Source organism: Rossellomorea oryzaecorticis, assembly GCF_038405515.1.
In the GTDB taxonomy this organism is placed as follows: domain Bacteria; phylum Bacillota; class Bacilli; order Bacillales; family Bacillaceae_B; genus Rossellomorea; species Rossellomorea oryzaecorticis_A.
Genome location: NZ_JBBYAF010000036.1, coordinates 20,676 through 46,057, shown reverse-complemented (window position 1 = coordinate 46,057; position 25,382 = coordinate 20,676). Strand labels below are relative to the sequence as shown.

The 25,382-nt window shown below is 44.2% G+C and carries 29 protein-coding genes; 14 read left to right on the top strand and 15 right to left on the bottom strand.

Translation table 11 applies throughout. From position 1 onward, the window contains the following. From AAEO50_RS16385 to AAEO50_RS16375, 3 genes are all read left to right on the top strand, one after another. The coding region (locus AAEO50_RS16385; RefSeq protein ID WP_341985377.1) for a hypothetical protein at nt 1-191 on the top strand (191 nt) is incomplete at its 5' end. Nucleotides 192-271: 80 nt separating this feature from the next. Continuing rightward, nucleotides 272-589: a YuiB family protein gene (locus tag AAEO50_RS16380; protein ID WP_341985376.1), complete on the top strand. Its 318-nt coding sequence runs from the start codon at nt 272-274 to the stop codon at nt 587-589. Nucleotides 590-821: 232 nt separating this feature from the next. Further along, nucleotides 822-1,529 (top strand): 3D domain-containing protein, encoded by a 708-nt coding sequence (locus AAEO50_RS16375; RefSeq protein ID WP_341985375.1) that lies wholly within the window; start codon nt 822-824, stop codon nt 1,527-1,529. Between the two features lie 59 nt (nt 1,530-1,588). Here AAEO50_RS16375 and AAEO50_RS16370 read toward each other — a convergent pair whose 3' ends face one another. Together AAEO50_RS16370 and AAEO50_RS16365 are read right to left on the bottom strand one after the other, a co-directional pair. After that, nucleotides 1,589-2,398 (bottom strand): cobalamin-binding protein, encoded by an 810-nt coding sequence (locus AAEO50_RS16370; protein WP_341985374.1) that lies wholly within the window; start codon nt 2,396-2,398, stop codon nt 1,589-1,591. A 10-nt stretch (nt 2,399-2,408) separates the two neighbouring features. Beyond that, complete coding sequence (locus tag AAEO50_RS16365) at nt 2,409-2,888, bottom strand: divergent PAP2 family protein (RefSeq protein WP_341985382.1); 480 nt, start codon at nt 2,886-2,888, stop codon at nt 2,409-2,411. 157 nt (nt 2,889-3,045) lie between these two features. Between AAEO50_RS16365 and AAEO50_RS16360 the strand changes: the two genes are divergently transcribed. The 3 genes from AAEO50_RS16360 (at nt 3,046) to AAEO50_RS16350 (ending at nt 7,152) form a co-directional block, all read left to right on the top strand. Next, nucleotides 3,046-4,551 carry a leucyl aminopeptidase gene (locus AAEO50_RS16360; RefSeq protein ID WP_341985373.1) on the top strand — a complete coding sequence of 502 codons (1,506 nt, stop codon included), beginning with the start codon at nt 3,046-3,048 and terminating at the stop codon, nt 4,549-4,551. A gap of 589 nt (nt 4,552-5,140) precedes the next feature. Then, nucleotides 5,141-6,457 (top strand): Na+/H+ antiporter family protein, encoded by a 1,317-nt coding sequence (locus AAEO50_RS16355; protein ID WP_341985372.1) that lies wholly within the window; start codon nt 5,141-5,143, stop codon nt 6,455-6,457. A 482-nt stretch (nt 6,458-6,939) separates the two neighbouring features. Then, a complete protein-coding gene (locus AAEO50_RS16350; RefSeq protein ID WP_341985371.1) occupies nt 6,940-7,152 on the top strand; it encodes a hypothetical protein in 213 nt (70 codons plus the stop codon). Between the two features lie 102 nt (nt 7,153-7,254). Here AAEO50_RS16350 and AAEO50_RS16345 read toward each other — a convergent pair whose 3' ends face one another. After that, nucleotides 7,255-7,659, bottom strand: a complete 405-nt coding sequence (locus tag AAEO50_RS16345; protein ID WP_341985370.1) for a hypothetical protein — start codon at nt 7,657-7,659, stop codon at nt 7,255-7,257. 174 nt (nt 7,660-7,833) lie between these two features. Between AAEO50_RS16345 and AAEO50_RS16340 the strand changes: the two genes are divergently transcribed. After that, the gene (locus tag AAEO50_RS16340) at nt 7,834-8,217 is read left to right on the top strand and encodes a PaaI family thioesterase (RefSeq protein ID WP_341985369.1); all 384 of its coding nucleotides are present in this window, start codon (nt 7,834-7,836) and stop codon (nt 8,215-8,217) included. Nucleotides 8,218-8,327: 110 nt separating this feature from the next. Further along, nucleotides 8,328-8,696, top strand: coding sequence for a DUF2188 domain-containing protein (locus tag AAEO50_RS16335; RefSeq protein WP_341985368.1), 369 nt, complete (start codon nt 8,328-8,330; stop codon nt 8,694-8,696). A gap of 128 nt (nt 8,697-8,824) precedes the next feature. Here the strand turns inward: AAEO50_RS16335 and mnhG are convergent, their stop codons facing one another. Genes mnhG through AAEO50_RS16300 form a run of 7 tightly spaced genes read right to left on the bottom strand, consistent with a single transcriptional unit; the run spans nt 8,825 to nt 14,586 of the window. Beyond that, on the bottom strand, nt 8,825-9,187 hold the full coding sequence (mnhG, locus tag AAEO50_RS16330) for a monovalent cation/H(+) antiporter subunit G (protein ID WP_341985367.1): 363 nt from the start codon (nt 9,185-9,187) through the stop codon (nt 8,825-8,827). Then, nucleotides 9,171-9,455 carry a Na(+)/H(+) antiporter subunit F1 gene (locus AAEO50_RS16325; RefSeq protein ID WP_175990503.1) on the bottom strand — a complete coding sequence of 95 codons (285 nt, stop codon included), beginning with the start codon at nt 9,453-9,455 and terminating at the stop codon, nt 9,171-9,173. The genes mnhG and AAEO50_RS16325 overlap by 17 nt, the downstream gene beginning before the upstream one ends. Further along, nucleotides 9,455-9,931: a Na+/H+ antiporter subunit E gene (locus tag AAEO50_RS16320; RefSeq protein ID WP_341985366.1), complete on the bottom strand. Its 477-nt coding sequence runs from the start codon at nt 9,929-9,931 to the stop codon at nt 9,455-9,457. Before AAEO50_RS16320 ends, AAEO50_RS16325 begins: the two co-directional genes overlap by 1 nt. A 6-nt stretch (nt 9,932-9,937) precedes the next feature. Then, entirely contained in the window at nt 9,938-11,419 is a 1,482-nt protein-coding gene (locus tag AAEO50_RS16315) for a Na+/H+ antiporter subunit D (protein WP_341985365.1), read from the bottom strand. After that, the gene (locus AAEO50_RS16310; protein WP_175990506.1) at nt 11,412-11,753 is read right to left on the bottom strand and encodes a Na(+)/H(+) antiporter subunit C; all 342 of its coding nucleotides are present in this window, start codon (nt 11,751-11,753) and stop codon (nt 11,412-11,414) included. The genes AAEO50_RS16315 and AAEO50_RS16310 overlap by 8 nt, the downstream gene beginning before the upstream one ends. Next, a complete protein-coding gene (locus AAEO50_RS16305; RefSeq protein ID WP_175990507.1) occupies nt 11,753-12,184 on the bottom strand; it encodes a Na(+)/H(+) antiporter subunit B in 432 nt (143 codons plus the stop codon). The genes AAEO50_RS16310 and AAEO50_RS16305 overlap by 1 nt, the downstream gene beginning before the upstream one ends. Beyond that, on the bottom strand, nt 12,181-14,586 hold the full coding sequence (locus AAEO50_RS16300) for a Na+/H+ antiporter subunit A (RefSeq protein WP_341985364.1): 2,406 nt from the start codon (nt 14,584-14,586) through the stop codon (nt 12,181-12,183). The genes AAEO50_RS16305 and AAEO50_RS16300 overlap by 4 nt, the downstream gene beginning before the upstream one ends. A gap of 313 nt (nt 14,587-14,899) precedes the next feature. Here AAEO50_RS16300 and AAEO50_RS16295 point away from each other — a divergent pair, with 313 nt between their 5' ends. Continuing rightward, on the top strand, nt 14,900-15,169 hold the full coding sequence (locus tag AAEO50_RS16295; protein WP_341985363.1) for a hypothetical protein: 270 nt from the start codon (nt 14,900-14,902) through the stop codon (nt 15,167-15,169). Nucleotides 15,170-15,363: 194 nt separating this feature from the next. Then, nucleotides 15,364-15,939, top strand: coding sequence for a DUF5366 family protein (locus AAEO50_RS16290; protein ID WP_341985362.1), 576 nt, complete (start codon nt 15,364-15,366; stop codon nt 15,937-15,939). Nucleotides 15,940-16,309: 370 nt separating this feature from the next. Here AAEO50_RS16290 and AAEO50_RS16285 read toward each other — a convergent pair whose 3' ends face one another. Together AAEO50_RS16285 and AAEO50_RS16280 are read right to left on the bottom strand one after the other, a co-directional pair. Next, on the bottom strand, nt 16,310-18,160 hold the full coding sequence (locus tag AAEO50_RS16285; RefSeq protein ID WP_341985360.1) for a transglycosylase domain-containing protein: 1,851 nt from the start codon (nt 18,158-18,160) through the stop codon (nt 16,310-16,312). A gap of 17 nt (nt 18,161-18,177) precedes the next feature. Beyond that, on the bottom strand, nt 18,178-19,392 hold the full coding sequence (locus AAEO50_RS16280; protein WP_341985381.1) for an MFS transporter: 1,215 nt from the start codon (nt 19,390-19,392) through the stop codon (nt 18,178-18,180). Nucleotides 19,393-19,669: 277 nt separating this feature from the next. On the opposite strand from AAEO50_RS16280, the gene kapD reads away from it, so the two are divergent. After that, nucleotides 19,670-20,290, top strand: a complete 621-nt coding sequence (gene kapD, locus AAEO50_RS16275) for a 3'-5' exonuclease KapD (protein WP_341985359.1) — start codon at nt 19,670-19,672, stop codon at nt 20,288-20,290. A 79-nt stretch (nt 20,291-20,369) separates the two neighbouring features. Here the strand turns inward: kapD and AAEO50_RS16270 are convergent, their stop codons facing one another. Then, nucleotides 20,370-20,777, bottom strand: coding sequence for a kinase-associated lipoprotein B (locus AAEO50_RS16270; protein WP_341985380.1), 408 nt, complete (start codon nt 20,775-20,777; stop codon nt 20,370-20,372). 92 nt (nt 20,778-20,869) lie between these two features. Between AAEO50_RS16270 and AAEO50_RS16265 the strand changes: the two genes are divergently transcribed. From AAEO50_RS16265 to AAEO50_RS16255, 3 genes are all read left to right on the top strand, one after another. Beyond that, complete coding sequence (locus tag AAEO50_RS16265) at nt 20,870-21,607, top strand: peptidylprolyl isomerase (protein ID WP_425383213.1); 738 nt, start codon at nt 20,870-20,872, stop codon at nt 21,605-21,607. A gap of 403 nt (nt 21,608-22,010) precedes the next feature. Beyond that, nucleotides 22,011-22,214 carry a hypothetical protein gene (locus tag AAEO50_RS16260; RefSeq protein ID WP_341985358.1) on the top strand — a complete coding sequence of 68 codons (204 nt, stop codon included), beginning with the start codon at nt 22,011-22,013 and terminating at the stop codon, nt 22,212-22,214. 137 nt (nt 22,215-22,351) lie between these two features. Then, on the top strand, nt 22,352-22,885 hold the full coding sequence (locus AAEO50_RS16255; protein WP_341985357.1) for a superoxide dismutase family protein: 534 nt from the start codon (nt 22,352-22,354) through the stop codon (nt 22,883-22,885). A gap of 105 nt (nt 22,886-22,990) precedes the next feature. On the opposite strand, the gene AAEO50_RS16250 is transcribed toward AAEO50_RS16255, so the two are convergent. Together AAEO50_RS16250 and AAEO50_RS16245 are read right to left on the bottom strand one after the other, a co-directional pair. Then, nucleotides 22,991-24,154: a MalY/PatB family protein gene (locus tag AAEO50_RS16250; protein ID WP_341985356.1), complete on the bottom strand. Its 1,164-nt coding sequence runs from the start codon at nt 24,152-24,154 to the stop codon at nt 22,991-22,993. Nucleotides 24,155-24,393: 239 nt separating this feature from the next. Beyond that, on the bottom strand, nt 24,394-25,296 hold the full coding sequence (locus tag AAEO50_RS16245; RefSeq protein ID WP_341985355.1) for an alpha/beta hydrolase: 903 nt from the start codon (nt 25,294-25,296) through the stop codon (nt 24,394-24,396). Nucleotides 25,297-25,382 lie beyond the last annotated feature (86 nt).

Sequence of the window (25,382 nt, the reverse complement as noted above, 5' to 3'; positions counted from 1 at the left end):
GTAGCTTATGTGAGACCCCGCAGGAGCGAACGCGACGAGGAGGCTCACGGGCTACCCGCGGAAAGCGAAGTCTTGCACGGAAATCAATAGCGGTGTTTAGAGCCTACTCTATAATGTCGTCACTAGACATTGGTGTTTATTTTCCTAACTTCTTTTTGCTGAAATGGGCTGTAATTTTGTTGATTTTGTGAATACCTACTCCAAAAGATTGACGCTTTTATAAACATTGAGTACACTATTCTTTAGTGTTTTATGGAGGTGCAGACAGTAAATGCCTATACATGTAATGATCATTTCGATGCTGCTTTTTCTGGTTCTGTTTTTTGGAATCGGCTTTTTGTTAAATATGTTATTGCGTATGACGTGGATTATGGCGATTATCTATCCAATCATTGTCATTTTTATCGTAGATGATGTCCGTTTTATTGAATATTTCCGTAATGCAGGCGAATCGTTTTCGGAGCTGGGGACCAAAATAAGTCATTTGGCTTTGGCGGATCTTTTGATTCTTGGAAGCGGTCTGACAGGCGCAATTCTTTCGGGAATTGTAATGAGAATCCTGCGAACTAAAGGATATAGGATGTTTTAATTTTATTCCGTTTAACCCGTAAGAGCCCGGGTTGAACGGATTTTTTATTTGCGCTGCACATTGTAGGATAACGAAGAACCTTTTAGACGATTTGTCTTAAAGCAGCTTCGTTCGCCTGCGATAACCTCTCAACCTAATATTTTCCAAATATTGAAACTATTCGATTTTTTTATCAATTTATGAATAGTTTCCATCATTATGGGGAAGGAATAAGGATGGGAGGAGTGAATTCATGAATTTGGTAATTATATGGACGAAACGAATCGTTATGGTTAGTTTATTTGTACTAGCCTTAGGTACCACCTTTCAATCGGTCTCGGGGGTAGAAGCCCAGACGTTCAAATCCTGGCTGAATGAAAATAAAGGGATACAGTCAGAGCGCTATTCAGAAAATCATAAAATAAAAGATATATCATTGTCATTTAAATTTTTGAAGAGATTAGCAGGTGTCAAGACGATGATCTCTTCAAGCAAGCCTGTTGAAGGAAAGCTTCCGACGCTGGAAGAATCGGTCAATTGGGAACAGTATCCGAAGAATACCGTTGTGGCAACTGGATATACGGCTGGTGTCGAATCAACCGGGAAGAGTCCAGGACACCCAGGATACGGAATTACATACTCGGGCGTGAAAGTGAAAAGAGACTTATATTCTACGATTGCAGCGGATACATCCGTCTATCCGATCGGTACGATCCTCTTCATCCCTAACTATGGATATGGGGTCGTCGCTGATACAGGGAGCGCAATCAAGGGAAATAAGCTTGATTTATATTACGATACCGTTGAACAGGTTTATGATGAATGGGGAAAACAGACCCTTGATGTGTATGTCGTTCAAGTGGGGACAGGTAAGCTGACAGAGGAGGACCTGGTGAAGCTGAACAGCAACGAATCGATGCAGGTGTTCAGGCAGCAGATCTTATCAGCTAAAATAGAATAAATTAAATAGAAAGCTCGTACGCAGTTCTAAAGTGTACGAGCTTTTTCAATGCTTACGGACTAACTGGAATAACCCAAAGGAAGCTCCAATTCTTCATAAACAGCTGGATGAAGCTTTCTGGCGATTTGCACTGCTCCTTTTAACAGAAGGGGGGACGGCCTGCAGTAAAGGGCTTCCTCCAGAATGAGTATCCGGTTTTCCTGAACAGCTTTCATGGTATCCCAGTCAGGCCGCTTCTTCACGACTTCCGGATTCACCCGCTTTTGCTGGACGCCTACCCATGCAAGGCAGATATAGTCGGGATCCCGCTTCTTTACATCTTCCCAATCGGTTTGGACACTCGCAAGTTCCACATCGCTGAAACTATTTTTGGCCCCGGCCATTTCACTCAGTTCAGTGAGCCAATTTATTTTTCCTGGGGTGAAAACGGGCTTGGGCCACCATTCCCAGTAGAGGACGGGCGTGTGATCGACGTTCTTGCTCAGCCGCTTCAACTCCTCTACCGTATGTAAAAAGGTCTGCTGCCTTTTGGCCGCAGTATCTTCTATTCCACAGGCTTTTCCGACTGTTAAAATATCTTCGGCGATATCCCGGAAGCTTTGCGGATTCAGTGTGATATGAGGAATGCCTCTTTTATTTAATTCCTCGATGTTCTTTTCCATGCCGGGAACACTTAATGAAGAAAAGACAAGATCAGGCTGCAATGATTGGAGCTTATCCATATCGATGGACAGGTCTGGTCCGAGTCTTGGAAGTGAACGGACTTCTTCAGGATAATCGGAAAAATCATCCACTCCGATCAGATTGGAGGTCAACCCAAGGTAGTCAATGATTTCAGTATTGCTCGGGCAAATAGAGACAATTCTCATCGAATCACTCCTAGGTGAAAAATAGATAGTGAAGAAGCAAGGTCAGGACAATTCCTGAAAGGCCGCCGAAAAAGACTTCGATCGGTTTATGTCCAAGCAGTTCCTTTAACTCTTTCCGTTTTTCCTGCTCAGGCTTGTTCTGCCAGCCCTTGGCTTCTGTCATGAATTTTTGGAAATCGATCGTTAACTGGTTCAATACAATGGCTTGTTCACCCGCTTGTCTTCTTACGCCGGTTGCATCAAACATGGTGATGATCGCAAAGATCGCCGACACGGCAAAAATGGGGGAAGAGAGTCCGGTTTCCAGGGCGACACCTGTGGCTAATGCCGTTACTGCAGCAGAGTGCGAGCTTGGCATTCCGCCTGTAGAGGTGATCAATGACCAGTTTAATTCCCTCGTTGCAATAAATTGTATGGGCACCTTAACAAATTGTGCAAAGAAGATTGCAAATAAAGAGGCCCATAATGGAAAATTCAAAAATACTTCCATGCTGTCACATGCCACCTTTTTAAAGAATCTGAAATAAAATAATGTTCTTATTATATCATACCCGATTGAAAGCAGAACTAACTTACGCACCAGGGAAGCGGGAATATCGAAATAAACAGACATCTCCGTTATAATGGAAAATGGAGGTGTAGGGGAAATGAATTTTACTATCAACCAAAAAGATATAACAGATGCATCGCAAGATTGTTTAGTGGCCGGAGTTTATAACCAGCCATCATTCGAAGGTGAGCTGAAAGAATTGGATCGCGCCTTTGAAGGGTACCTTACTGCATTAGTGAAGGACGGAGACATTGCATCAAAACCTAAGAAATTATCTAAAATACATACTTTTGGAAAAATCGGGAGCAAACGTATCCTGTTTGTCGGTCTTGGCAAACAAAAGGAGTTAACCTTCGATCTTTTAAAAGAAGCGATGGGTACGGCATCAAAAGAACTGAAAAAGATGAAAGTCTCATCCTTTTCGGTTGCACTTGATACATTTTCTTCAGAAGAACTTCCAGCTGTGGACGCAGCCCATGCTTTTACGGAAGCATTCACGATGGCAACGTATGAATTCGAAGGCTATAAACAAAAAACAAATGAGCCTGATGTCTATATAGACAACGTTGAATTTTTTACAAGCGAAGACGCAAAAGAAGTCCAAACAGCCCTGGAAGTGGGAGCGGCTTTCGGAAGAGGAGTCAACTCTGCCCGTACCTTGGTGAACACGCCCGGAAATCTGCTGACATCCACTAAAATGGCAGAATATGCACTTGAACTTGCAAAGCGGTATGAATTCGAAGCGGAGATCCTGGATAAAGAAGAGATGGAAAGCTTGGGAATGGGCGCGCTTCTTGCCGTCAATCAGGGATCGGTCGAGCCCCCAAAGATGATTGTCCTGAAATACAACGGTAAAGATGAGTGGAAGGATGTCATCGGTTTAGTCGGAAAAGGGATCACCTTCGATACCGGAGGCTACTCCATCAAACCGAAGGACGGCATTGTCGGAATGAAGACGGATATGGGAGGGGCAGCTGCTGTTCTTGGCGCGATGGAAATCATCGGAGAGACAAAGCCGGAGCAGAATGTGGTAGCCGTCATCCCTTCAACGGACAATATGGTCAGCGGTTCCGCATTCAAGCCTGATGATGTGATCACGGCGATGAGCGGTAAAACGATCGAGGTGCTGAACACTGATGCAGAAGGACGACTCGCGTTAGCTGACGGAATGACGTACGCGAAGCATCACGGAGCGAATTACCTCGTAGATGTGGCGACGTTGACAGGCGGAGTCATCGTGGCCCTTGGTGAAGACAAAACAGGTGCATTGACAAATAATGAAGCATTCTTTGAACAGGTCCTTGAAGCCTCAAGCGAGTCAGGCGAATTCATCTGGCAGCTGCCGTATACAGAGCATGATAAAAAGCGTGTACGCAGCAGTAAGATAGCGGACCTCAACAATTCACCGGGACGAGCAGGACATGCCATCATGGGCGGGGCCTTCGTAGGGGAATTTGCCGATGGCCTCCCATGGGTCCACCTGGATATCGCAGGAACCGCCACCACAAAGAGCCATCATGACCTTGGCCCTTCAGGTGCCACTGGAGTCATGGCCCGCACACTGGCCCTCCTTGTGGAACGATTCCAGCCTTTAGAAAAATAAGTATGATTGATAAAAGCCTTTTTCTGATCCAGCTTTGGATTAGGGAAGGGCTTTTTTTCATGTTCAAAGGATATATTAAAGATGTTTGTCGATTTAGAGGTGAATCCAGCTGTTGATTGGAGTGGAAGACGAAGACTCCTATCAGAAAAGCGGAAGGGTTTTGCTCAGAGGCGGGTGGCTAAGTCGAATCGGCCATGAAGGTGTTCTTTGCCTTCTTGGTCGGTTTGGCTTATGACATGTGCCTCTAAGCCCTGCAGCTGGACAGTTAAGTCCACCTTATGGCGAAGACGAGGAGGCTCACCGGCCGCCCGCGGAAAGCGAAGTCTTCCACGGAAATCAACAGCGGAGTTGAAAAACCCATCCTCAGAACCATACAAAAACTTACCATCCAACATTTTAACGATTCATCAGACTAAAGTATTGACAACCTCTCTTTATCTTGTTAAAGTTAAAAACGTTGTTTTATCACTCTACCAATTTAGCGAACTAAAGTAAATCATTCTATTGAACTACTAATAAACGAATCAGCCGGTGGTAATATGCCATTTCGAAAAAGGGCTGAACAATATTTTTAAGGGAGGAATTAACGATGAACGCAGTTGTCATTGCCGTTCTGATCATGCTCATATTGAGTTTAGTGCGTGTCAATGTCGTCTTTGCCCTCATCACGGGTGCACTGGCCGGAGGGATTATAGGAGGCATGGGCTTGAACGAGACGATTACGGTATTCTCTGAAGGATTATCAGGAGGAGCCAATATCGCATTAAGTTACGCCTTACTTGGAGGATTCGCTGTAGCGATTTCGTATACAGGGATTCCGAATCTGCTTGTAGACTGGGTATTGAAGGTTGTCGGGAAAAAAGGAGACTCAAGAAAAACAGCTCTTTCTAAAGCACTTATTGTCTTTGCTATATTAATCATGGCTGTCTTTTCTCAAAATTTGATCCCGATTCACATTGCGTTTATCCCCATCCTGATTCCGCCGCTATTGAAGGTGATGACGGAACTGGAGTTGGATAGACGTTTGATCGCTTCTGTCATTACATTTGGATTGACTGCTCCGTATATCCTTTTACCAGTAGGATTCGGCTTGCAGTTCCACGAAATCATCGCGCAGAATATGGCGAGCAGCGGAATGGAAGTTGGTCTATCGGACATCCCGAAAGCCATGCTTATTCCTGTTGGGGGAATGTTCATTGGATTGTTGATTGCGGTATTTGTGAGCTACCGTAAACCAAGAAAGTACAGTGAAGCGAAGGAAGTCATTTCAGAGGAAAAAATGATCTATAACAAGAAAGCGATGGTCTTTGCTTTCATTTCGATCATCGTGGCGCTGTATGTTCAGCTGCAGCTTGAATCCATGATCTTCGGTGCATTGGCGGGGATCGCGGTCCTTTATCTTTCCGGTTCAGTGAAGTGGAAGGAAGCAGACGGGCTGTTGAATGAAGGAATGAAAATGATGGCGTTCATCGGGTTTGTGATGATTACCGCCTCAGGATTTGCCGAAGTGATGACAGCAACGGGACACGTAGAAACGCTGGTTGAAGCGACTGCAGATGCAATCGGCGGAAACAAGGCAATGGCAGCGTTGATCATGCTCATTGTTGGTCTTCTTGTCACAATGGGGATTGGCTCCTCGTTTGCAACGATCCCGATCATTGCAGCGATTTTCGTGCCTCTTTGCATGGAGCTTGGGTTCAGCCCGATGTCGACAATCGTCATTGTCGGAACAGCCGGTGCTCTGGGTGATGCGGGTTCTCCTGCTTCCGACAGTACGCTCGGGCCGACAGCCGGATTGAACGCAGACGGCCAGCACAATCACATTTGGGATACATGTGTACCGACGTTCTTGCACTATAATATTCCGCTGATCCTCTTTGGATGGATTGCGGCGATCATGTTTTAAGTTTGGTTTCTTAGCAGGGGATTTTTGAGTCCTCTGCTTTTTTTGAGTGAAGTGATAACCGGTAATTACGGAATCTAAAATAAAATGAAAAGTGGGGATTTAAAATGGTTTTGTCACGAACCGCATGACTGAATGGCCTCTAAACATGATTTTTGACACACTTTTAACCCCAACGTGCGGCATTCAGAGATTTCGAGCCGTTTTCATGATAGATAAAACTGAGTTTCAGAGAATACGATCCACTTTCCCGATATTCATTCCAGTTTCAGAAAATACGATCCACTTTTCTGAAATACGAGCAACTTGTCGAAAAATCTTTACCCAACGAACCCCTCATTGTGAATTCATCACATCAACTTGCTTCTCTTCTCATTAATATATCATTAGCCCACTCAAAATCTTTGAAATTCGCATAAAACAGTAGTGAAGCCTATAAAAATAGATGGCTGTCCCAAGCAAACTGAGAAGAGGAGGATGCAAGAATGTATAATCGAGTTGTGTATGACAGAAGACCAAGACCGTACGGATTCGGCAGAAGACCATTCTACGGAGGGGGCTTTGGCGGACCATTTTTAGGAGGCGTATTAGGCGGACTCTTAGGTTCTGCTCTCTTATATCCTAGACCGTATTATCCACCATACGGGTATGGTTACGGGTATGGCTATGGATATCCGGGGTATTACCCATATTATTAAGCATAGATAAAAAAGTGACTTCAAGAATCCTCTCTTGAAGTCACTTTTTTTGATCCTGCATCCCCATCTGCCACATCCACCTTAATAGATGGTGGAATGAACCTATATTTCCCGCCATCTCACATCCACAATTATATGGCAGCAATCGACTTGCCCAAGCTTCTCATCGAATACCATATGGATACCGTCAGGATTGAAAGAGACGACGGGGACAACCTTTACCCCGGTTCTGCGGATGAGCTGAAGGACCTCTGAAGTATTGGACTGCTGTGCTAATACCATCAGCTGATGAGCAAACGAAGTATCCTCCTTGATTTTCGTTAATACGAGATTGGCACTTTCCATTAACGTTAAGGTTTTATCTGCAGAGGCCATAAATGTTTTGGTTTCAACTGGAGGAAAGTTAGTGCGATAATGAAAGTTTGGATACAGTGGATAATTTCTTCTCAAATGATGGGGCTGATAGGGGCTCTGGACGGGATGATAAAACGGGTGATAACGATTCATGAAATACCTCCTTATTCCTGGCAAATAGACTCTAAGGAAATGTATGTAACGGCATGCCGGTTTATTCTTAAAGCTGTTTTTGTATGGAAATTGAGCCCTATTAGACACAATAAGAGGATTTTTGTTTTTTTTACCGAAATTCTACTATATGAAAACTTTAATGAGGTGAACAGAATGAATGTGGAAAATACGCTGATCAGTACGCTGGGAATTGAGTTTGTGGAATTAGGAAAAGGAAAGGTGATCGCGACCATGCCTGTCAACGAGGCAACGCGCCAGCCTTTCGGGTTCCTTCACGGCGGTGCGTCAGTCGCCCTTGCGGAAACGGTGGCGAGTGTGGGGGCAGTGGAATTAATCGATCTTGAGAAAGAAATCTGCTTCGGTCTTGAAATCAATGCCAATCATATAAAAGCAAAACGTGATGGAGTGGTTACTGCAACGGCTGTTGTCATGCACCAGGGGAAAACGACCATGGTCTGGGATATTAAAATCACCGATGAAGAGAATCAATTGATCTGTGTGTCCCGCTGTACGATGGCAGTGGTGCCGAAACGCTGACCTGCTTCCTTGCCAGTTCCAGTACTGGGAAGCAATTGTGGTACATATAGGACGTTTAAAAGCTGTCGCAATGGGAAATCAATAAGTAACCATGTTAAGGAGGTTACACTATGCCTTGGAGTAAAAATGATTATCCGGCGTCATTGAAGAATCTCCCGACAGATGTCCGGAATAAAGCAATTGAGATAGCGAACGCCCTTTTGGATGAGGGCTATGATGAAGGAAGAGCCATTGCGATTGCCACTGATCGTGCCCATAAATCCGAAGAGGGGACGGATACGGATAAAACCGAGTATCATGTAAAAACACATGAAGATGGCTGGCAATTGATTAAGGCGGACAGCAGCCGCGCAATTATGGTAGAAGACACGAAAGAGGACCTTCTTTCAAAAGCGAAGGATTATGTGAACGATCATTCCGGCACGCTTATCATCCATAAGCAGGATGGCAGTGTGGAAGAGGAATTATACGATCAATAATAAAAGGCTGTATTCTAAAAGATTGCTACTTTCGTACAAAGGCTAGTCTAATGCAACAAAGTATGAGAAAAGAGCTTAATAACAAAAGCATGACCTGGAAGGGGATCCCCTTACCAGATCATGCTTTTTTAGTTGGAGTTCTGTTGTTCATATTCTTTCTTGTGCTTCAAATCATCCTGCACGCTTTTATCCCAGAGCTTTACACCTGAGTGATAAGCAGCTCGTGCCATGAGGTGTCCCGCAACCGGGGCGGTCACAAAGATAAAGATAATGGCAAGGATCAGTCTTGAATTGAAATGCCCATGCTCTAAATAGAAATAGAGAAAGGTTGCAAGGAGAATGGACATTACTCCGAGTGTTGCACTTTTAGAAGCAGCATGGTTCCGGGTATAAACATCAGGCAGCCTCAACAAACCGAATGCTGTGACAAGGCTGAGAAATCCACCGACAATTAATAAAAATCCAATGATAAATCTAATGATCTCGGTCACGTTCAATGATCTCCCCTTTCTCCAGGAATTTAGAAAAGGCTACTGTTCCGATAAACGCCAGAATTCCAAGAAGCAGGATGACTTCGAGGAAAGCGAATGTATCCAGGAGCATGGATACCAGTGCAATGATCGCAATCAGATTGATCCCTATCGCATCAAGTGCGACAACTCTATCCGGTGTGGTAGGTCCTTTAATCAGGCGGTAAATCAATCCCAGCATTGAGAGGGAGACCAATAATAATGTCAGCTGAAGAATTGTATGCAACATTATCGACTCACCTCCATGATTGCTTTTTCAAAAGAGTTCTTGATTTCATCAATTGCTTCGTTTTTATCCTGAATATCAATGGCGTGGATATAGAGAATTTTATTATCATACGATACATCCGTTACCAGCGTACCCGGAGTTAATGTGATTAAATTTGCGAGCAGGGTGATTTCCCAGTTCGTCTCTAACTCAGTGGGAAGTGCAAAGATCCCGGGCTTAAAATCGAGCTTAGGTCTCAGGATCGTCTTCAATACAGCGATATTTGCCATGATCAGTTCTTTTAAAAAGAGAAAAAACAAGCTGACGACGGCAATCACTCTATGAATATAAAAACGTGAACTGAAAAACCTTCTGAATGCAAAGAGTATCGCTAAACTTAATAAAAAGCCAATGATAAATGACTGAGAAGTAAAGGACACCGATAGAAACATCCAGACAAAAGCCAGGAATATGTTTAATAAAAATTGAAAGGCCATTTTACATTACTCCTTTAACACTGCGTCTATATAGATATTCGGGTCCACCAGTACTTCTGCTGCCTGTGAGAATAGGGGACGCAATGCCTCTGCACCAAAACCGTAAAACACGGCGAGGACCACAAGCAGTGCTGATGTCATCCATAAATAGCGCGCATGCCCCTTTGACACCAACTTGTAATCTTTAGGGGTTCCCCAAATTCCATTTAAGAAAATCTTAATCACTGAATACAGGACCATTAAGCTTGAAAGGAGGATCAATCCTGCTCCTAAGTAATCTTCCGCTTCAAAGCTCCCCCGGACAATCAATAACTTTCCGATGAAGCCGCTGAGGGGAGGAATACCCGCAAGTGAAAAGACAGCGACCAGGAATGTCCATCCAAGCCAAGGATATTCTTTGATCAATCCGCCCATCTTCTTCAAGTCGGTCGTACCTGTGATCGCAATCATCACACCGATAAGAAGGAAGAGAGCTGCTTTGATGATCATATCGTGGATGAGATAATAAACTGAGCCTTCCAATGCATCGGGATTCATTGTAGAAACCCCGAATAAGATGACCCCTACTGCAATGATGATATTATAGATAATAATCTTTTTAACATCCCAATAAGCAACAGCACCGATACATCCGAATATGATCGTCATGATGGCTAACACTGCGAGAATCATATGGGTATAGCCGGTATCATGATAGAAGAACAACGTGTAGGTTCTCATGATGGAATAGATCCCCACTTTGGTTAACAATGCTCCGAAAAGAGCAAGAATCGGAGTCGGCGGCGCATAATATGAACCAGGAAGCCAGAAATAAAGGGGGAAGATTCCTCCTTTCAGTCCGAAAACGATCAGGAACAGAACGGCGATAGAAGTAAGAATCACAGGCTGGTTCTCTTCAGAGATCTTCACCGAAATATCTGCCATATTCAGCGTCCCGACAACCGAGTATAAATAGGCTACAGCAATAACAAACAGCGCAGAAGAGATGACGTTTACAAGAATATACTTAATCCCTTCACGCAGCTGGGCTTTTGTGCCGCCCAATACAATCAGGACGTAAGAACTCATCAGCATAACCTCGAAGAATACGAACAGGTTGAAGATATCACCTGTCGTGAAGCCACCGTTCACACCGACCAATAAGAACTGTACGACCGGATAATAGTAGAAACGCTCCCTGTCTGTCCCGATGGCTTTGAAAGAATAAAGCAGTACCACAAGTGTTATGATGCTCGTCGTCGTCACCAATAACGCGGACAGCATATCCGAGACCAGGGTGATTCCAAATGGTGCCTGCCAGCTTCCAAGGTTTACGCTTTGTATTCCATCTTTGTTGATGGTGTAGATAAGCACGAGGGATGCTGCAATGGTAGCCAATGTCGAAATGGCTGAAATCCCTCTTTGTACGTTAATATATTTACTTATGAACAGTAAGATAATCGCCGTGAATAACGGGATTAGTATGGGTAAAATCAGTAAGTTAGTCATTTCCTTCGTTTCCTCTCATTTGATCCGTATTATCAGTTCCAAGCTCCTGGTAAGTCCGGTAAGCGAGCACCAGGAAGAAAGCCGTGACACCGAAACTGATAACGATCGCTGTCAGAATCAAAGCCTGAGGCAGCGGATCCACATAAGATTTCGCATGTTCCCCCAAAAGAGGTGCAGCTCCCCCTTTGAGACCGCTGATGGAAAGGAGCAGTAAATGGGCTCCATGACTCAGCAATGCCGTTCCAATAATGATGCGTAATAAACTTTTCGAAAGCATTAAATATACAGCACTCATAAACAGAATGCCGCAAACAACTGCCATTAATATCTCCATTATTCACTCACTCCTATTGTCTGAATAATGGTCATCGTTACACCGATAACAACCAGATACACACCTGTATCAAATAAGACCGCTGTATGAAGAGACGTTTTTCCCAAAAGCGGAAGATAGAAATAATCATAAGCATGTGTAAGGAAAGGCACATCAAACAACAATGCACCGGCTCCTGTCGCCACCGCTATCAATAGTCCCACGGCTGTTAAAATCTTGTAATCGATCGGGAGGATGTTCGCCACCGTATCGAGATCATATGCAAGCAGCATGAGAACGATCGCAGCGGATGTCATCAATCCCCCGATAAAGCCTCCCCCTGGAGTGTAATGTCCAGCAAAGAAAAGACTCAGAGAAAACAGGACAATGATGAACGTGACAACATTAGTGACCGTTTGAAGAATCACATCATTTGTTTTGGGTTTCTTCATCCCTCTTTCCTCCTTGTCAGACGCAATTTAATCATGGAGTAGATACCCAGGGCAGCAATCGCCAGTACGCAGATTTCAAACAGGGTATCAAATCCGCGGAAGTCTACAAGAATGACGTTAACCATATTCTTACCAGCAGCTTCCTCATAAACATTTTCAATATAATACTCAGAAATCGATTTAGATAATTTAGTGCTGTAAGCAGAAATGGCAAACAGCGTCACCACCACACCGACTCCGATTGAAATCAGCGCATTTCCAAGTTTGAAGCTCATCCGCTCTTCATGGCGGCTCAATGGAGGAAGGTGATAGAAACATAATAAGAACAGGGCAACCGATACCGTTTCAATTACAAGCTGTGTAAGCGCCAGATCCGGTGCGCGGAACAGGACGAAGAACAGAGAAACGGTGTATCCGGCCGCACCGAGTAAAATGATCGCGGTTAATCGTGACTTCGCAAATAAAATCGATACGGAACTGATTACCAGCAGCAGTGCGATCGCGATTTCGTAGATACCAATTGGTGCAAGGTCGCTCGTATTGATCGCAAACGCCCCTTTGAACCACAAGCTGAACAGCAGGATACCGATGAAGAACGCGAAAATATAGACAAGGTAGCTGCGGATGAACCCGGTCATATATCCTCTTGTAAAAGAGAATGCAGCACGTTCCCCACGTACTAAACCTCCGTCATACATGGAATTCAGCGTTAAGCGTTCAGGAATCCATGAGTAGATTTTCTTCCATTTCGGAAGCAATTGATAAAGCAGTATTCCAAACAGAATCACACCTAACGTCATAAATAATTCAGGTGTAAAGCCGTGCCAGAACGAAATCTCCGCCTCTACTATATGACCTTCTTCCACCAGGCTTGGAGTAATCGCTTCAACTGCAGGAGAGATGATCCTGTCAGACAGAATATTAGGGAAGAACCCGAACACTATCACAAGAGAAGCCAGAATGATTGGTGAAATCAGCATGCCAAGCGGTGCTTCATGCGGCTTCTTCTCCAGCTTTTCAGGCTGGTGTTCACCTGTGAAGGTTTTAAACACAAGAATCATACTGTAGATAAACGTAAATACGCTTCCCACCCAAGCCAGGACAGGGAATAGAATACCTGCGGTCTCCAAGTTGAAAATATCCATCTCGAGCACGCGGACCATCCCGGTAAAGAACATCTCTTTACTTAAGAAGCCATTGAATGGAGGAAGACCTGCCATGGAGAAGGCGCCGATGATCGCAATCGTAAAGGTGATCGGCATAAAGCTCATCAGCCCGCCTAGTTTGCGGATATCCCTCGTACCCGTTTCATGGTCAATTATTCCGACAACCATAAACAGGCTTCCCTTGAAGGTAGCGTGATTGATCAAGTGAAAAACGGCGGCAAGTGTTGCCACCATGAAAATATTGTCGTCTAAGTAAGTATAGTGCAGGGCGGCTGCACCAACCCCGAGAAGCGACATGATAAGACCAAGTTGACTGACAGTGGAGAATGCGAGAATCGCCTTTAAATCTGTTTGTTTAACAGCATTAAAGGATCCCCAGAATAATGTGAAAATACCAAATCCGCCGACAAGCCATAACCACAGGCTGGTCTCGGCAAATACCGGACTCATGCGGGCAACAAGGTAGATACCCGCCTTTACCATCGTGGCCGAGTGCAGATAAGCACTGACAGGTGTCGGGGCTTCCATTGCATCCGGAAGCCAGATGTGGAATGGGAATTGAGCAGATTTCGTGAAAGCTCCAAGCAGTACAAGAAGCATAGCCGGAATGAACAGAGCTTGCGTCATGAGCTGCTCGGATTGTGAAATCAATTCACGGATACTGAATGTTCCTCCCATAAGATAAAGAAGGAGGAATCCCCCAAGCATGGATAATCCGCCGAAAACAGTAATCAGCATTGATTTCTGTGCGCCATATCTCGAACGCTCCCTGTGATACCAATACCCGATCAATAGGAAAGACGAAATGGACGTGAATTCCCAGAACATATAAAGGACGATAAGATTATCAGATAGGACCACACCAAGCATGGCTCCCATGAACATCATTAAATACACATAAAAGTTATGTAGTTGTTCCTTATTCTTATCCAGATAGTAAATCGAATAAAGTACGACAAGCGAACCGATCCCGGTTATTAAAAGTGCGAACAACAGCCCGAGGCCATCGACGTACGCAATAAAATTGATGCCGAAAGAAGGCATCCACTCCGCTGTTTCCCTTATCGTATTTCCATCCCTCGTAATCTGCATGAATTGAATGAGGTAACTGAATAAAGCAACCGGCAGGAGCAGTACAAACCATCCGGTATGTACCCTTCGAAATGCTTTATAAAGAAATGGAATCAGAATTGCAAATAAAAAGGGCGATATAATAGCCCAATGTAGTAATGTCATAAAAACCCCCCTCTTATAAAATTCCTGTATTCTTCAACTTAGTCTTATGTAGTTTCATTTTCACTTTTTGGAAAATCTTCATCCGTTCTCCCAGTATGTCCGGAAAGCTTAACCTAAAGAGCATTATAACGTAAAAAAACAATGCTTGCATTACTCAGGCTTCTGGCTTAATGGAATCGTATTTAACTTATTAAATATGTAGAAACGCGGATGAAAGTCCCGAATTTTTTTTAAGTCTTTCCTTTTGAAATATCTCTTATTAAGAATAGTTTTGGTTATTTTGGAGAATCCTATCCATAAGGTGGTGATGAAATTGAAAAGGAAAACAGTGGCGTTTACGACGATTCTCTTTACATTTATAGGATTTGGGTGGCTGGTTGAATCACAAGATCGTTTCAACAGGGGCATATTCGAAACAGATGACCCGGCAACCGCTGATCTGGAGCCTGTCCGTTATGGGGGCACAGAAGGGGAAGAGGAAATCCCTGTCCAAAGCGAGAGGATCCGTCAGCCCTTTAAATCGAGGGAATACATTCGCATTGTGCCAAACAGAACTTCACAAACAAATCAAGTAATCGAATGACTGCCTTTTCATGTCCGCATGGGAGAGGCAGTCATTTTTATTTTGTGACATTGTAAGCTTTCGTTCTGTTTTCAAAAGCGGGAACGTGCAAGACAAAATGCCCAGGATTTTCTTATCCTTACCCTTTTCAAGACTCCCATAAACGATTATGATGAAAGTGCTGTATGCAATAATCTTTATAGGAGAGTTATCAATTGAAGAATACATATTTAACAAGCTACCTGCCTCTGTTTTCCATCCTGTTATTCAGTTTGACCTTCTCCGTCTACGGGGTGGAAGTGTTTGTCGACCTCTTTAAGAAAATTGGCGTCTACCCCGGAATGCGCGAATTCTTATCTGATATCGAATTGAAATTTGTCTTATTGATTCTGCTGATGATCGTCTTTTTCATGGTGTTTGCAGCCTTGAAGCTTATAGCCGAAACCATCAACGGGGTCTCCATGCTTTTTTTCTCCAAAGAATCAGAGGGCCAGTTATATAACCGGGTCCGGTCAGGCTCCATGATTTATTTCATCGGCGGTCTCGTTTCGGTTGTCAGCCTCAAGTCCTTCATGGGATTGATCGCCATTTTCGCCGTCACTTCGATCGTTTATTTTGTTTACTTTGTATATAAAATAAGCGTCACCGTTTCCAAAGCAGGAATCTTCGGCGTCATCAGCCTGCAATTATTCACGTGGTCTTCCTTGTTCATGACGATCTTTTTTGTCTTATTGAAATTGTATAACGGTGTCATGGCGAGTTTGCCAATCATGTCGAAGGTGAAGTTGTGAACCCTTACGTCACCGCTGTTGATTTCCGTGGAAGACTTCGCTTTCCGCGGGTGACCCGTGAGCCTCCTCGGCTGCGCCTGCGGGGTCTCACATGCCTAGCTGCAGGGCTTAGAGGCACATGTCATAAGTCAAACCGTCCAAGGAGGCAAAGAGCGCCTTCTAGTTCGGTTCGCCTTATGCCAAACGCCTCTGAGCAAAGCCCTTCCGCTTTTCGAATTGGCCACTTCTCCCGCAGGAGTCTTCGTCTTCCACTCCAATCACCAGCTGGATCCGGTTAAATCTCCATCCAATTCTAATAAGTGAGATTTCATCAAATTACTCTTGCCAAAACCGAATACATAAAAAACGCCCGGAGACGATTCTCCGGGCGTTATTTCATAATGCTCTTCCATATTTTATGACTCGGGCGCAGTTTTTCAATTCTGCTCATGTTCTGGGGGATGTCGTGGCCGACCCAAACGCCGGTTGTGTACTCGTTTGTCAATCCCATCACCCAGTAATCATGATAATTATTGGTGGTGCCTGTTTTAATGCCAACATAGGGTTTGGAGACGTAAGCGGCTTTCCCTGTACCGTTCTCAGCGGCATTAGCAAGCATCTGCCTCATTTTTGCCGTTGTATCATTGGACCAGACCTGCTTCGGCTGGTCTTTCCACTCGTAAAGAATCTTTCCATTCCCGTCTTTCACGTTCACGATGGCATGGCTTCTTTTATAGCTTCCGTTGATGAAAGAAGTATAAGCACCCGTCATTTCGAGCGGGCTTAAGCCGTAGGTGAACCCGCCGATTGAAGCAGCGTACGTTTGGTCCTTTGCTGATACCCGTTCAAATGAAAAAGATGAAAGCTTGTTGAATGCCCCTTCGACACCGACTTTTTCCATCAAACGAAGAGCGGGGGTGTTGTAGGATTGGGCCATTGACTGATTTAAGGTCACAGTACCCGGCTGTACGCCGCCGTAGTTGATGGGACAATAATTTCCGATACAATAGTTGTCGGCGTTCACTTTTTCATGAATGGATGCCTTGAATTTGTCCAGATAAGGTGCATACACGAGCAGCGGCTTGATGGAAGAGCCAGGCTGCCTGTAGGCTTGGAAGGCATGATTGAAATTATACTTCTGATAATCTTTCCCGCCGGTCATTGCAGCGATTCTTCTTGTTTCATTATCGATCGTTACTGAAGCACCCTGCAGTTTTTCACCCTGCAGCCCGTTGTTCAACGCTTCTACGCTTTTCTGCTGCAGGGCAGGGTCGAGGGCAGTCTGAATCCTCACGCCTGAAGCAATCACACTTTCAATCCGTTCATCCAGTTTTTTGATGATCTGTTCCTTTTCCAATGCGGAAGAGGCATTTTCCAGTTGTACTTTGTACCCTTCGTGGAGGGAGATCAGCTCTCTCAGTTCCTCTTCAACGTAAAACGCGTAATCAGGATAACGGTCGATTTTTTTACGGATATTGAGCTTTATAGGCGTTTTCTTCAGCTTGTCCGCCTCTTCTACTGTAAGTCTTTCGGTGTTGACGAGTATATCAAGCAGACGCTCCTGACGAATTTTAGTCTGATCGAAATGATCGACAGGGTCGTATTTGCCCGGATTATTCGGAATCGAGGCAATGAATGCCAACTCTGCTTTGTTCAATTCCGAAACACTTTTTTGAAAATAGTATTGGGAAGCCGTTTCAATCCCATACACCCCGTTGCTGAAATAGATGACGTTAAGATAAAGCTCAAGTATTTCATCTTTAGAAAGGGAGCTTTCGATTTCATGTGCATAGAAGAGCTCGGTCAGTTTCCGGTTGTACGTTTTCTCCTGCCCTAAATATAAATTTCGGGCAAGCTGCTGGGTGATCGTGCTTCCGCCCTGTTGAATATGTGTGAAGACCAGGTTTTTAACGACTGCCCTTAAAATGGCGCCCGCATCGAATCCCACATGTTCATAAAAGTGCTGATCTTCTGAAGCGACCAGGATATCTTTTGCGAATGGTGGGATCTTCTCATCTTCTACGTATAATCGAAAGGGACGATTCACTTCTGAGAATACGTTTCCGTTTTTATCGAGAAGCAAACTGGTCTTATTCAGGTTCAATTGGTCTGTATTCACGGTGTTTTCGAGTTCGTCCTGAAACCCCTGGACTCTGTCGACTTCTTCAGTCGTGAAGAACAACGTGGTGAAAAACAATGTCATAAAGCAAATCACTGTCAGAAATCCTGCAAACACTCTCATATTTCCACTCTACTTTTCTAGTAATCTTGATTCACGTGACCTTCAACTTCAGAATGTCTCATACTCCACCATAATAATCCAAATGCCCCCAAGAATAAAGCACCTGTTACATAAAAAACGGAAGAAATTCCAACATATCCGGAAACAATGCCTCCTAAAGCCGGTCCAATCACATTTCCAAGAAAACGAAAGCTCTGGTTGTAGCCTAATACTTCACCCTGCATACTGAGCGGGGCCTCCTGGCGAATGTAAGCCGTCACACAAGGAATCATGCCCCCGATGGCGATCCCGAATAAGAAACGGAGCAGGACAAGCTGCCAGAGCTCAGTCACGAGAGCCTGTGGTACGATAAGAATTGAAGCCAGCACCAACAGGATCGAGAGGACCTTCTCATATCCGATTTGATCACCAAGTTTCCCCCATTGCCGGGTAGCGATAAAATTTCCAAAGCCTGTAGCCGAAAAGGCAAGGCCAGCTAAAAATGCAAGATTGGCGGATGAAGTCAGTTCATCGACATAAAGTGCCAGAAGCGGCTGGATGCTGAAATTCGCGACCTGGATGATCAACGACAAAATGATGACCGTCACAAGGAGCTTATGACTCAATATGTGCCTCAGCACCTGTTTGCTTGAATATTTGTTTTGCTTATTCCTCTGCTCATTACTCCGCTGCTCGTTTATTCCGAACAGAACTACTGTCGCAGCAATCGCGATTGAGACTGCTGTGAAGATAAAGGTATAAGAAAAACCAACATGATCAGCAAGCAGCCCTCCGATGACAGGACCGAACAAGCCTCCGGACACCGTTCCCATCTGGAGCGTTCCCAGAATCTTACCTGCTTCCTTTTTCGATGTCTGAGAAGAGATAAGTGCCATCGAGGTTGGGATAAAGCCGGTCACGGCCCCCATCAGCAGCCGTAATATAAACATCCCCTGCACAGAATCCATGAAACCCATGAAGAATATCGACGTTGCGATTCCATAACCAGTGATCAAAAGGATGGGTTTATATCCATAACGGTCACCAAATCGTCCCCATAAAGGTGAAATGAAGAACGCCGTCAGAAACGTGATTCCAAACACAAAGCCGGACCAGCGCTGTACATATTCAGCACTATAATCACCGAAGGTCTCTATATAAAGAGATAAGAACGGCAGAACCATCGTGGCGCTGGCGGCAACTAAAAAGTTCGCCATGACCATAATGACAAGATTCTTTTTTTCTATTGAAATGATTAACACCTTCTCATAAACTATTTATTTCGGTTTCCTAAATATACAGTTTATAGAAAATGGATGGCAGAGTCCACTGAATGAGATTTTTTAGCGTATGTTAAAAGGATTTAGTCATATTTTTCAGGTTGAACATGATATAATATAAGAATAAGAACTATGTACACACGTCAGAAAAGCGAATAAGCCAGTGCGTGTACATAAACCCGTTCGTTTTTACATTACTAGTCTACTAGAATGAAAATTGGGGTCTGTACAAGATTGAGGAGGGAGTTACGTGGTTAAAGCAAAGCAGCTTGTGTTCATTGACTTTGAGTTTTCAATGCCTGAACGACATAGAGTCCCCAAAGGCTTTTTCCCTGAAATAATTGAAGCGGGTGTGGTAGTGGTTCAGAATGGGCAAGTGACAGATACGTTTTCAACTTATGTAAAACCATCTGCCTTTCCTAAACTAACCAATCGCTGCAAACGGTTTTTATCGATCACGCAAGATCAAGTAGACGGAGGCATCTCCTTCCAGACCCTCATCGATTACTTCAATCAGCTGAATTCAAATGGAATCGAGAAAGTTGTAACATGGGGAAACATGGACATGAAAGTATTAAGGGATAATTGTGCCCAGTCAGGCACTGCCTTTCCTTTTCAAGCCCAATTTGTCGATTTATCGATGGAATACAAACGATTCTTCGGAGATCAAAATCAAACTGGTTTATGGAAGGCGGTCCAGGAATACGGCAGGGAGGGTGTCGGAAAGCATCATAAAGCTCTCGATGATGCGCTGACCACTCAACATATATACAACCTTGTGGAAAAAGATAAAAAGTATCTCGACAAAGCTGAACCCACCACAATCGGCGATCGGATTGATTTGAGCAAGCTTTATAATCAGCTGGCTTGAGAATATCGTTATATACAAAAAACGTGCCCCTGACAGGCACGTTTTTTTGTTTTATCCTTGAGAGGGTATAGAGAATTTTTTAATCCTCAAACGTCAATCCATACATCAGCTCATACTCCCGCTGTACCCCTTTTAGAGCTTCCAGACTCTTCTCGGCATGAGGGGAACCATCGGCTTCCTGTTGTCTCTTCAATTCTCCGAAAGTTGTCAGGAGTGTTTCATTATATTCAGGTATTTCCCCTTCAAAAGGCTTCACCATTTTTTCAGGCATGTTGGCTTGTTCACGAAATGCCAGTGCCTTGCGCTCATGGAATAATGGTACATCCACTTCAGCCGGGTTATGTAAATCACCTTGGCGGGGGTGTTTGAGTACAGCCAGGATCTTAACGACGTATGCACCTGGACGTTGTCCCGTCACCTCACCGATATATTTTCCCGTTTTATAAAAAGCTGTGACTTTATCCCCTATTTGAAAATTTTGCAAAATAACCCCTCCTCTTAAGTGTCTAAGTCTATTATAATGGAACATAAAGTGTTTTGATAAAGCTTACTATAAAAGTAACATGCGGAGGTACATATATGAAGAGATTGGTATTATTATCCTTGTGTCTGATAGGTTTAATACTTGCCGGATGTGGACAAACAGAGAAGGATAACAGCAGCAAAGAAAAACCTGCTGAAACAGAAGAGAAAACAGGTGACACAGAATCTGGAGGAGATGAAGAAATGAATTACCCACAGCTGACGACAGAAATAGCAGAGAACGAAAAAGTAGTGGAAATGAAGACCACAATGGGGACAATTAAAATAAAATTATTCCCTGAGCAGGCACCAAAAACGGTTGAAAACTTTATCACTCACAGTGAAAACGGCTACTATGACGGATTGAAATTCCACCGCGTGATCAAAGACTTCATGATCCAGGGCGGAGACCCGAATGGTAACGGTACTGGAGGCGAAAGCATCTGGGGAGAGTCTTTCGAAGACGAATTCTCCAAGCAGCTATTCAACATCCGCGGAGCGCTTTCAATGGCGAATGCAGGTCCTGATACGAACGGCAGTCAATTCTTTATCGTTCAAAACAGTGAAATGAACCCGGGCTTCGAAGAGAAAATGAAGGAAGCGGGATTCCCGCAGGAAATCATCGACGCATATATGGAACGCGGGGGAACTCCGCACCTTGACTTCAAGCACTCTGTTTTCGGACAAGTGACTGAAGGCATGGACATCGTGGATAAAATCGCGAATGTGGAAGTCGGGCAGAATGATGCCCCTAAAGAAGATGTGATCATTGAAAAGATCACTGTGGTGAAGTAACGGAAGAATACGGGGCGGCCAATATCGGGTGTATGGTATATCGCGTATCGTGACCCGATATGAGGGGGCGCGCTTTAATAAACACTTCAACGAAAAGAACCTTGATGATTCAGCTTCAAGGTTCTTTTCTTTTAGCAAGAAAACAGCTTATAGAAGCACAGCAAGCTTGTCCCGATGATTATGACCGGTCTTTGATAAGAAACTTGTCGCTTATTTCCTCGGAAATTGTCGGTATTTGAGTCTTGAAAGACCGCCCGGCGCTGATGTTAAAAGAGGGATATGGTATTGATATTCTACAGCGTGTTCATAGAATCGTTAAATAATTTCAGCGGGGAAATGGTTTCTTCATTTTTATCTTGGTATAATGGGGAAAGAGTTTGTTGTGAAAGGAAAGGAGCTAACTATGCTTTCTTCATTTGTATTAAATTTGTTTTTATACTTTCCGGAAGACAAGACAGAGTACATTCCAGCCGCGATTTGGATGGCCATCTTTTTTGTATTGACGATCTTGACGTTCCGTTTAATTAAAAAGGTATCCAAGAAGGAAGAACTTAAAACAAAAGCGATCGAGGAAGAAGTAATGAAGCGAAATCGCGAAACTGAATGATCGAACATGGAGCACGCTTGTAAGTGATGGCGTGCTTTTTATAATTCCTTCCAAAGCGTTTTTCTCATTAAAAAGAATACTTTCCCCTCATCTCGTCAAAAATGGAGGAAGAGTATGCACATTTGGAGGAATCATATATGAAAAAGAATCAATTATTATACATAGCTTTACCGGCGTTCCTGCTTGGGGCGTGCGCTATTGAAAATCCGAAGAAAATGGAAATCGATATGAAGAATGATACGGGCGATTCGCTGGGAAAGGTGATCCTCCAAGAGAAATCAGATGGAGTGGAAGTGGATCTCAAGCTGGAGGGACTGCCGCCTGGTGAACACGGGATCCATTTTCATGAAAAAGGAACGTGTAAACGTCCTGACTTTGTATCGGCAGGCAATCATTTCAATCCTGATGATAAAAAGCATGGACTTATGCATCCTGAAGGAGCACATGCCGGCGACCTTCCGAATCTCATCGTGGAAGGTGACGGGTCTGTAAAGGCGAAGCTGATGGCACCTCTGGTCACATTGACAAAAGGGAAGACTTCCTTGTTCACAAAGGATGGGACCTCCCTGGTCATTACCGAAAACAAGGATGATGGAATGACACAGCCTGCCGGAGATTCGGGAGCCAGAATTGCATGTGCTGAAATTGCACAAGAAAAAGAGAAGAAATAAGAAAAACCCTCTGTTCAATTTTCCTGGGCAGAGGGATTTTTTCAGGCCCTAAAAAAAAGAGCAGGAAAGCCAGTCCTGGCTTTCCTGCTGACATTCTATTCATCGTTATTTAAGAGCCTTGCGTATTCTTTCCAATCCATCCATCAGTACTTCCCGGGGACAGGCGATGTTCATCCTCACAAAGCCTTCGCCGCCTTTTCCGTATTTAGGTCCGGGCTCTAAGCCGAGCTTTCCTTTTTCCAAGAGGAGCTCTTTCAGCTCGTCATCTGAAAGGCCAAGCTTATTGCAATCAATCCAAAGAAGATAGGTTCCTTCCGGGTCAACTAGATGAATGTCGGGGAGGTGCTCTTCGAGGAATGCCTTCGTGATCTTCACATTCTCCATTAAATAGCCCAGAATGTTTTCGAGCCATGTTTCACCATGGCGATAAGCAGCTTCCATGCCGGTGATGCCGAATGTATTCAAAGTGAAGAATCCTTGTTTTTTATGGACACCTGCTATTTTCTCCCGGAATTCTTCGTTTGGCGTGATCATGGCTGATGCCTGCAGACCGGCAAGATTGAATGTTTTGCTTGGTGCGATGCAGGTAATGGTCATGTCTCTATAGCTGTCATCGATGGCTGCAATCGGCGTGTGTGTATGAGAGTCATAGACGAGATCGGAGTGGATTTCATCCGATACGATGATGACATTGTGCTTTTTGCAAAGCTCTGCCATTTTGGTTAGTTCATCACGTGTCCAAACGCGCCCGCTCGGGTTGTGCGGATTGCACAGCAGGAATAATTTGACGCCTTTTTTCAGTGATTCTTCAAACTCTTCAAATGAAATGCTGTACGTGCCATTTTCGTACACTAACGGAGCATTTTCAATCACGCGGCCATTTTCTTCTGTCATGCTGAAGAACGGTGTGTACACAGGTGACTGAACGAGTACCTTGTCACCGGGCTCTGTCAGTGCCTGTATGATTGCGGCGATGGCCGGCACGACGCCGGGGCTGTATTGAAGCCAGCTTTTATGTATGCTCCAGCCGTGTCTTTTCTGGATCCATTCAGCGATGGCTTCTGCGGGACCGTCACCGACAAAGGTATAACCGAAGATCCCATGGTCCAACCTGTTCTTGAGGGCTTCGCTTACTTCGGCCGGCGGCAGGAAGTCCATATCCGCCACCCACATCGGCAGTACATCATCTTTTCCGAAAACAGTTTTGGTCATATCCCATTTCACGGAAGATGTCCCTTTTCGATCGATTATTTTCTCGAATTCATTCAAAGTCTTTACCCCTTTCACACTAAAAATGGTAAGTGCCGGAAGCTTTAATAATTCTTTTGCCTGTTGTCATCAAACTTCTGGTGAAATCTTATGTTATGTTCATCTTATTATGTAAGTCGATAAGATGAAAATAATTTGTTTTATCGTTTATTCAAAGTTTCAGACACTATAAGTGCAGGTGATGTTAGAGAAGGACATCGGAACCTGCGCAATTTAACACAAATATAAGGGACTTTCCCTTACGTTTCAGTAAGAAGCGTTTGGGAAAGTCCTTTTTTATAGTGGTGCTGTTCATTCTTTACATATTCACCCGCTTCGGAATTTACAAACTGCTGAATGTGCTGCAGTACTTCGTCAGGTTTTTCTTCCGGTACAAGATGACCGGTTTCCTTTAACACCACAAGCCTTGATTGGGGGAGGTCTTTTGTCAGCCTTTCTCCGGTCGTGAGTGGGACGACACGGTCATGTTCTCCCCAGACAAGGAGGCAGGGTGTCTCAATTTTCTTTAATTCGGCGATTGATAAATCACCTTCGCGGTCCCTTATCATACGCGTCAGTGCTTTGAAGATATCATCTTCGAGAAAAGGCTTTAGGTAGCCGAACATCATCTCGTCATCGATCAATTCCCTGTTATGGACAACATTTTCAAGGTTTTTTCGGATGCCCGACCTTGTCAGCCAAAGCTTTACATACAGATGGAAAAAGGGGATCCGGCTCGCCATCAGGACCGGCCAATTCATTTTTTTGAGATAACCCGAGCTGCATAAGAGTACACCCTTATCGACGAGGGAAGGCTCTTTTTTCATGACATTCAACGCAATCTGACCTCCCATTGAATGCCCGGTCAGGTGAATATTCTTCACATTCAGGTGATCGAGCAGTGAAATGACGGTGTTTGCTAAATTCTCATAGGAATAGATGAAACGATTGGATTTGCCGCTGCTGCCAAATGGAGGGAGGTCAATTGAAATGACATTATATTGTTCTTTCAAAAGAGGCGTCAGCCGTCTGAAACTGAAAGATGAAGATAGAAATCCGTGTAGAAGAACGAATGTTTCAGAGGCTGACGGGTGCTTATGGTATTCATAATACACATGGGCTCCATTGACGTTTACCGTTCTTGCAAAATCGTTTCCCTGCATGATTCCTCTCTCCTCACAATGGTTGTTTATCGTATTTTACCCTTTTTCTGTTATTTAACACCAATAACAATTGATTGTATGATAAG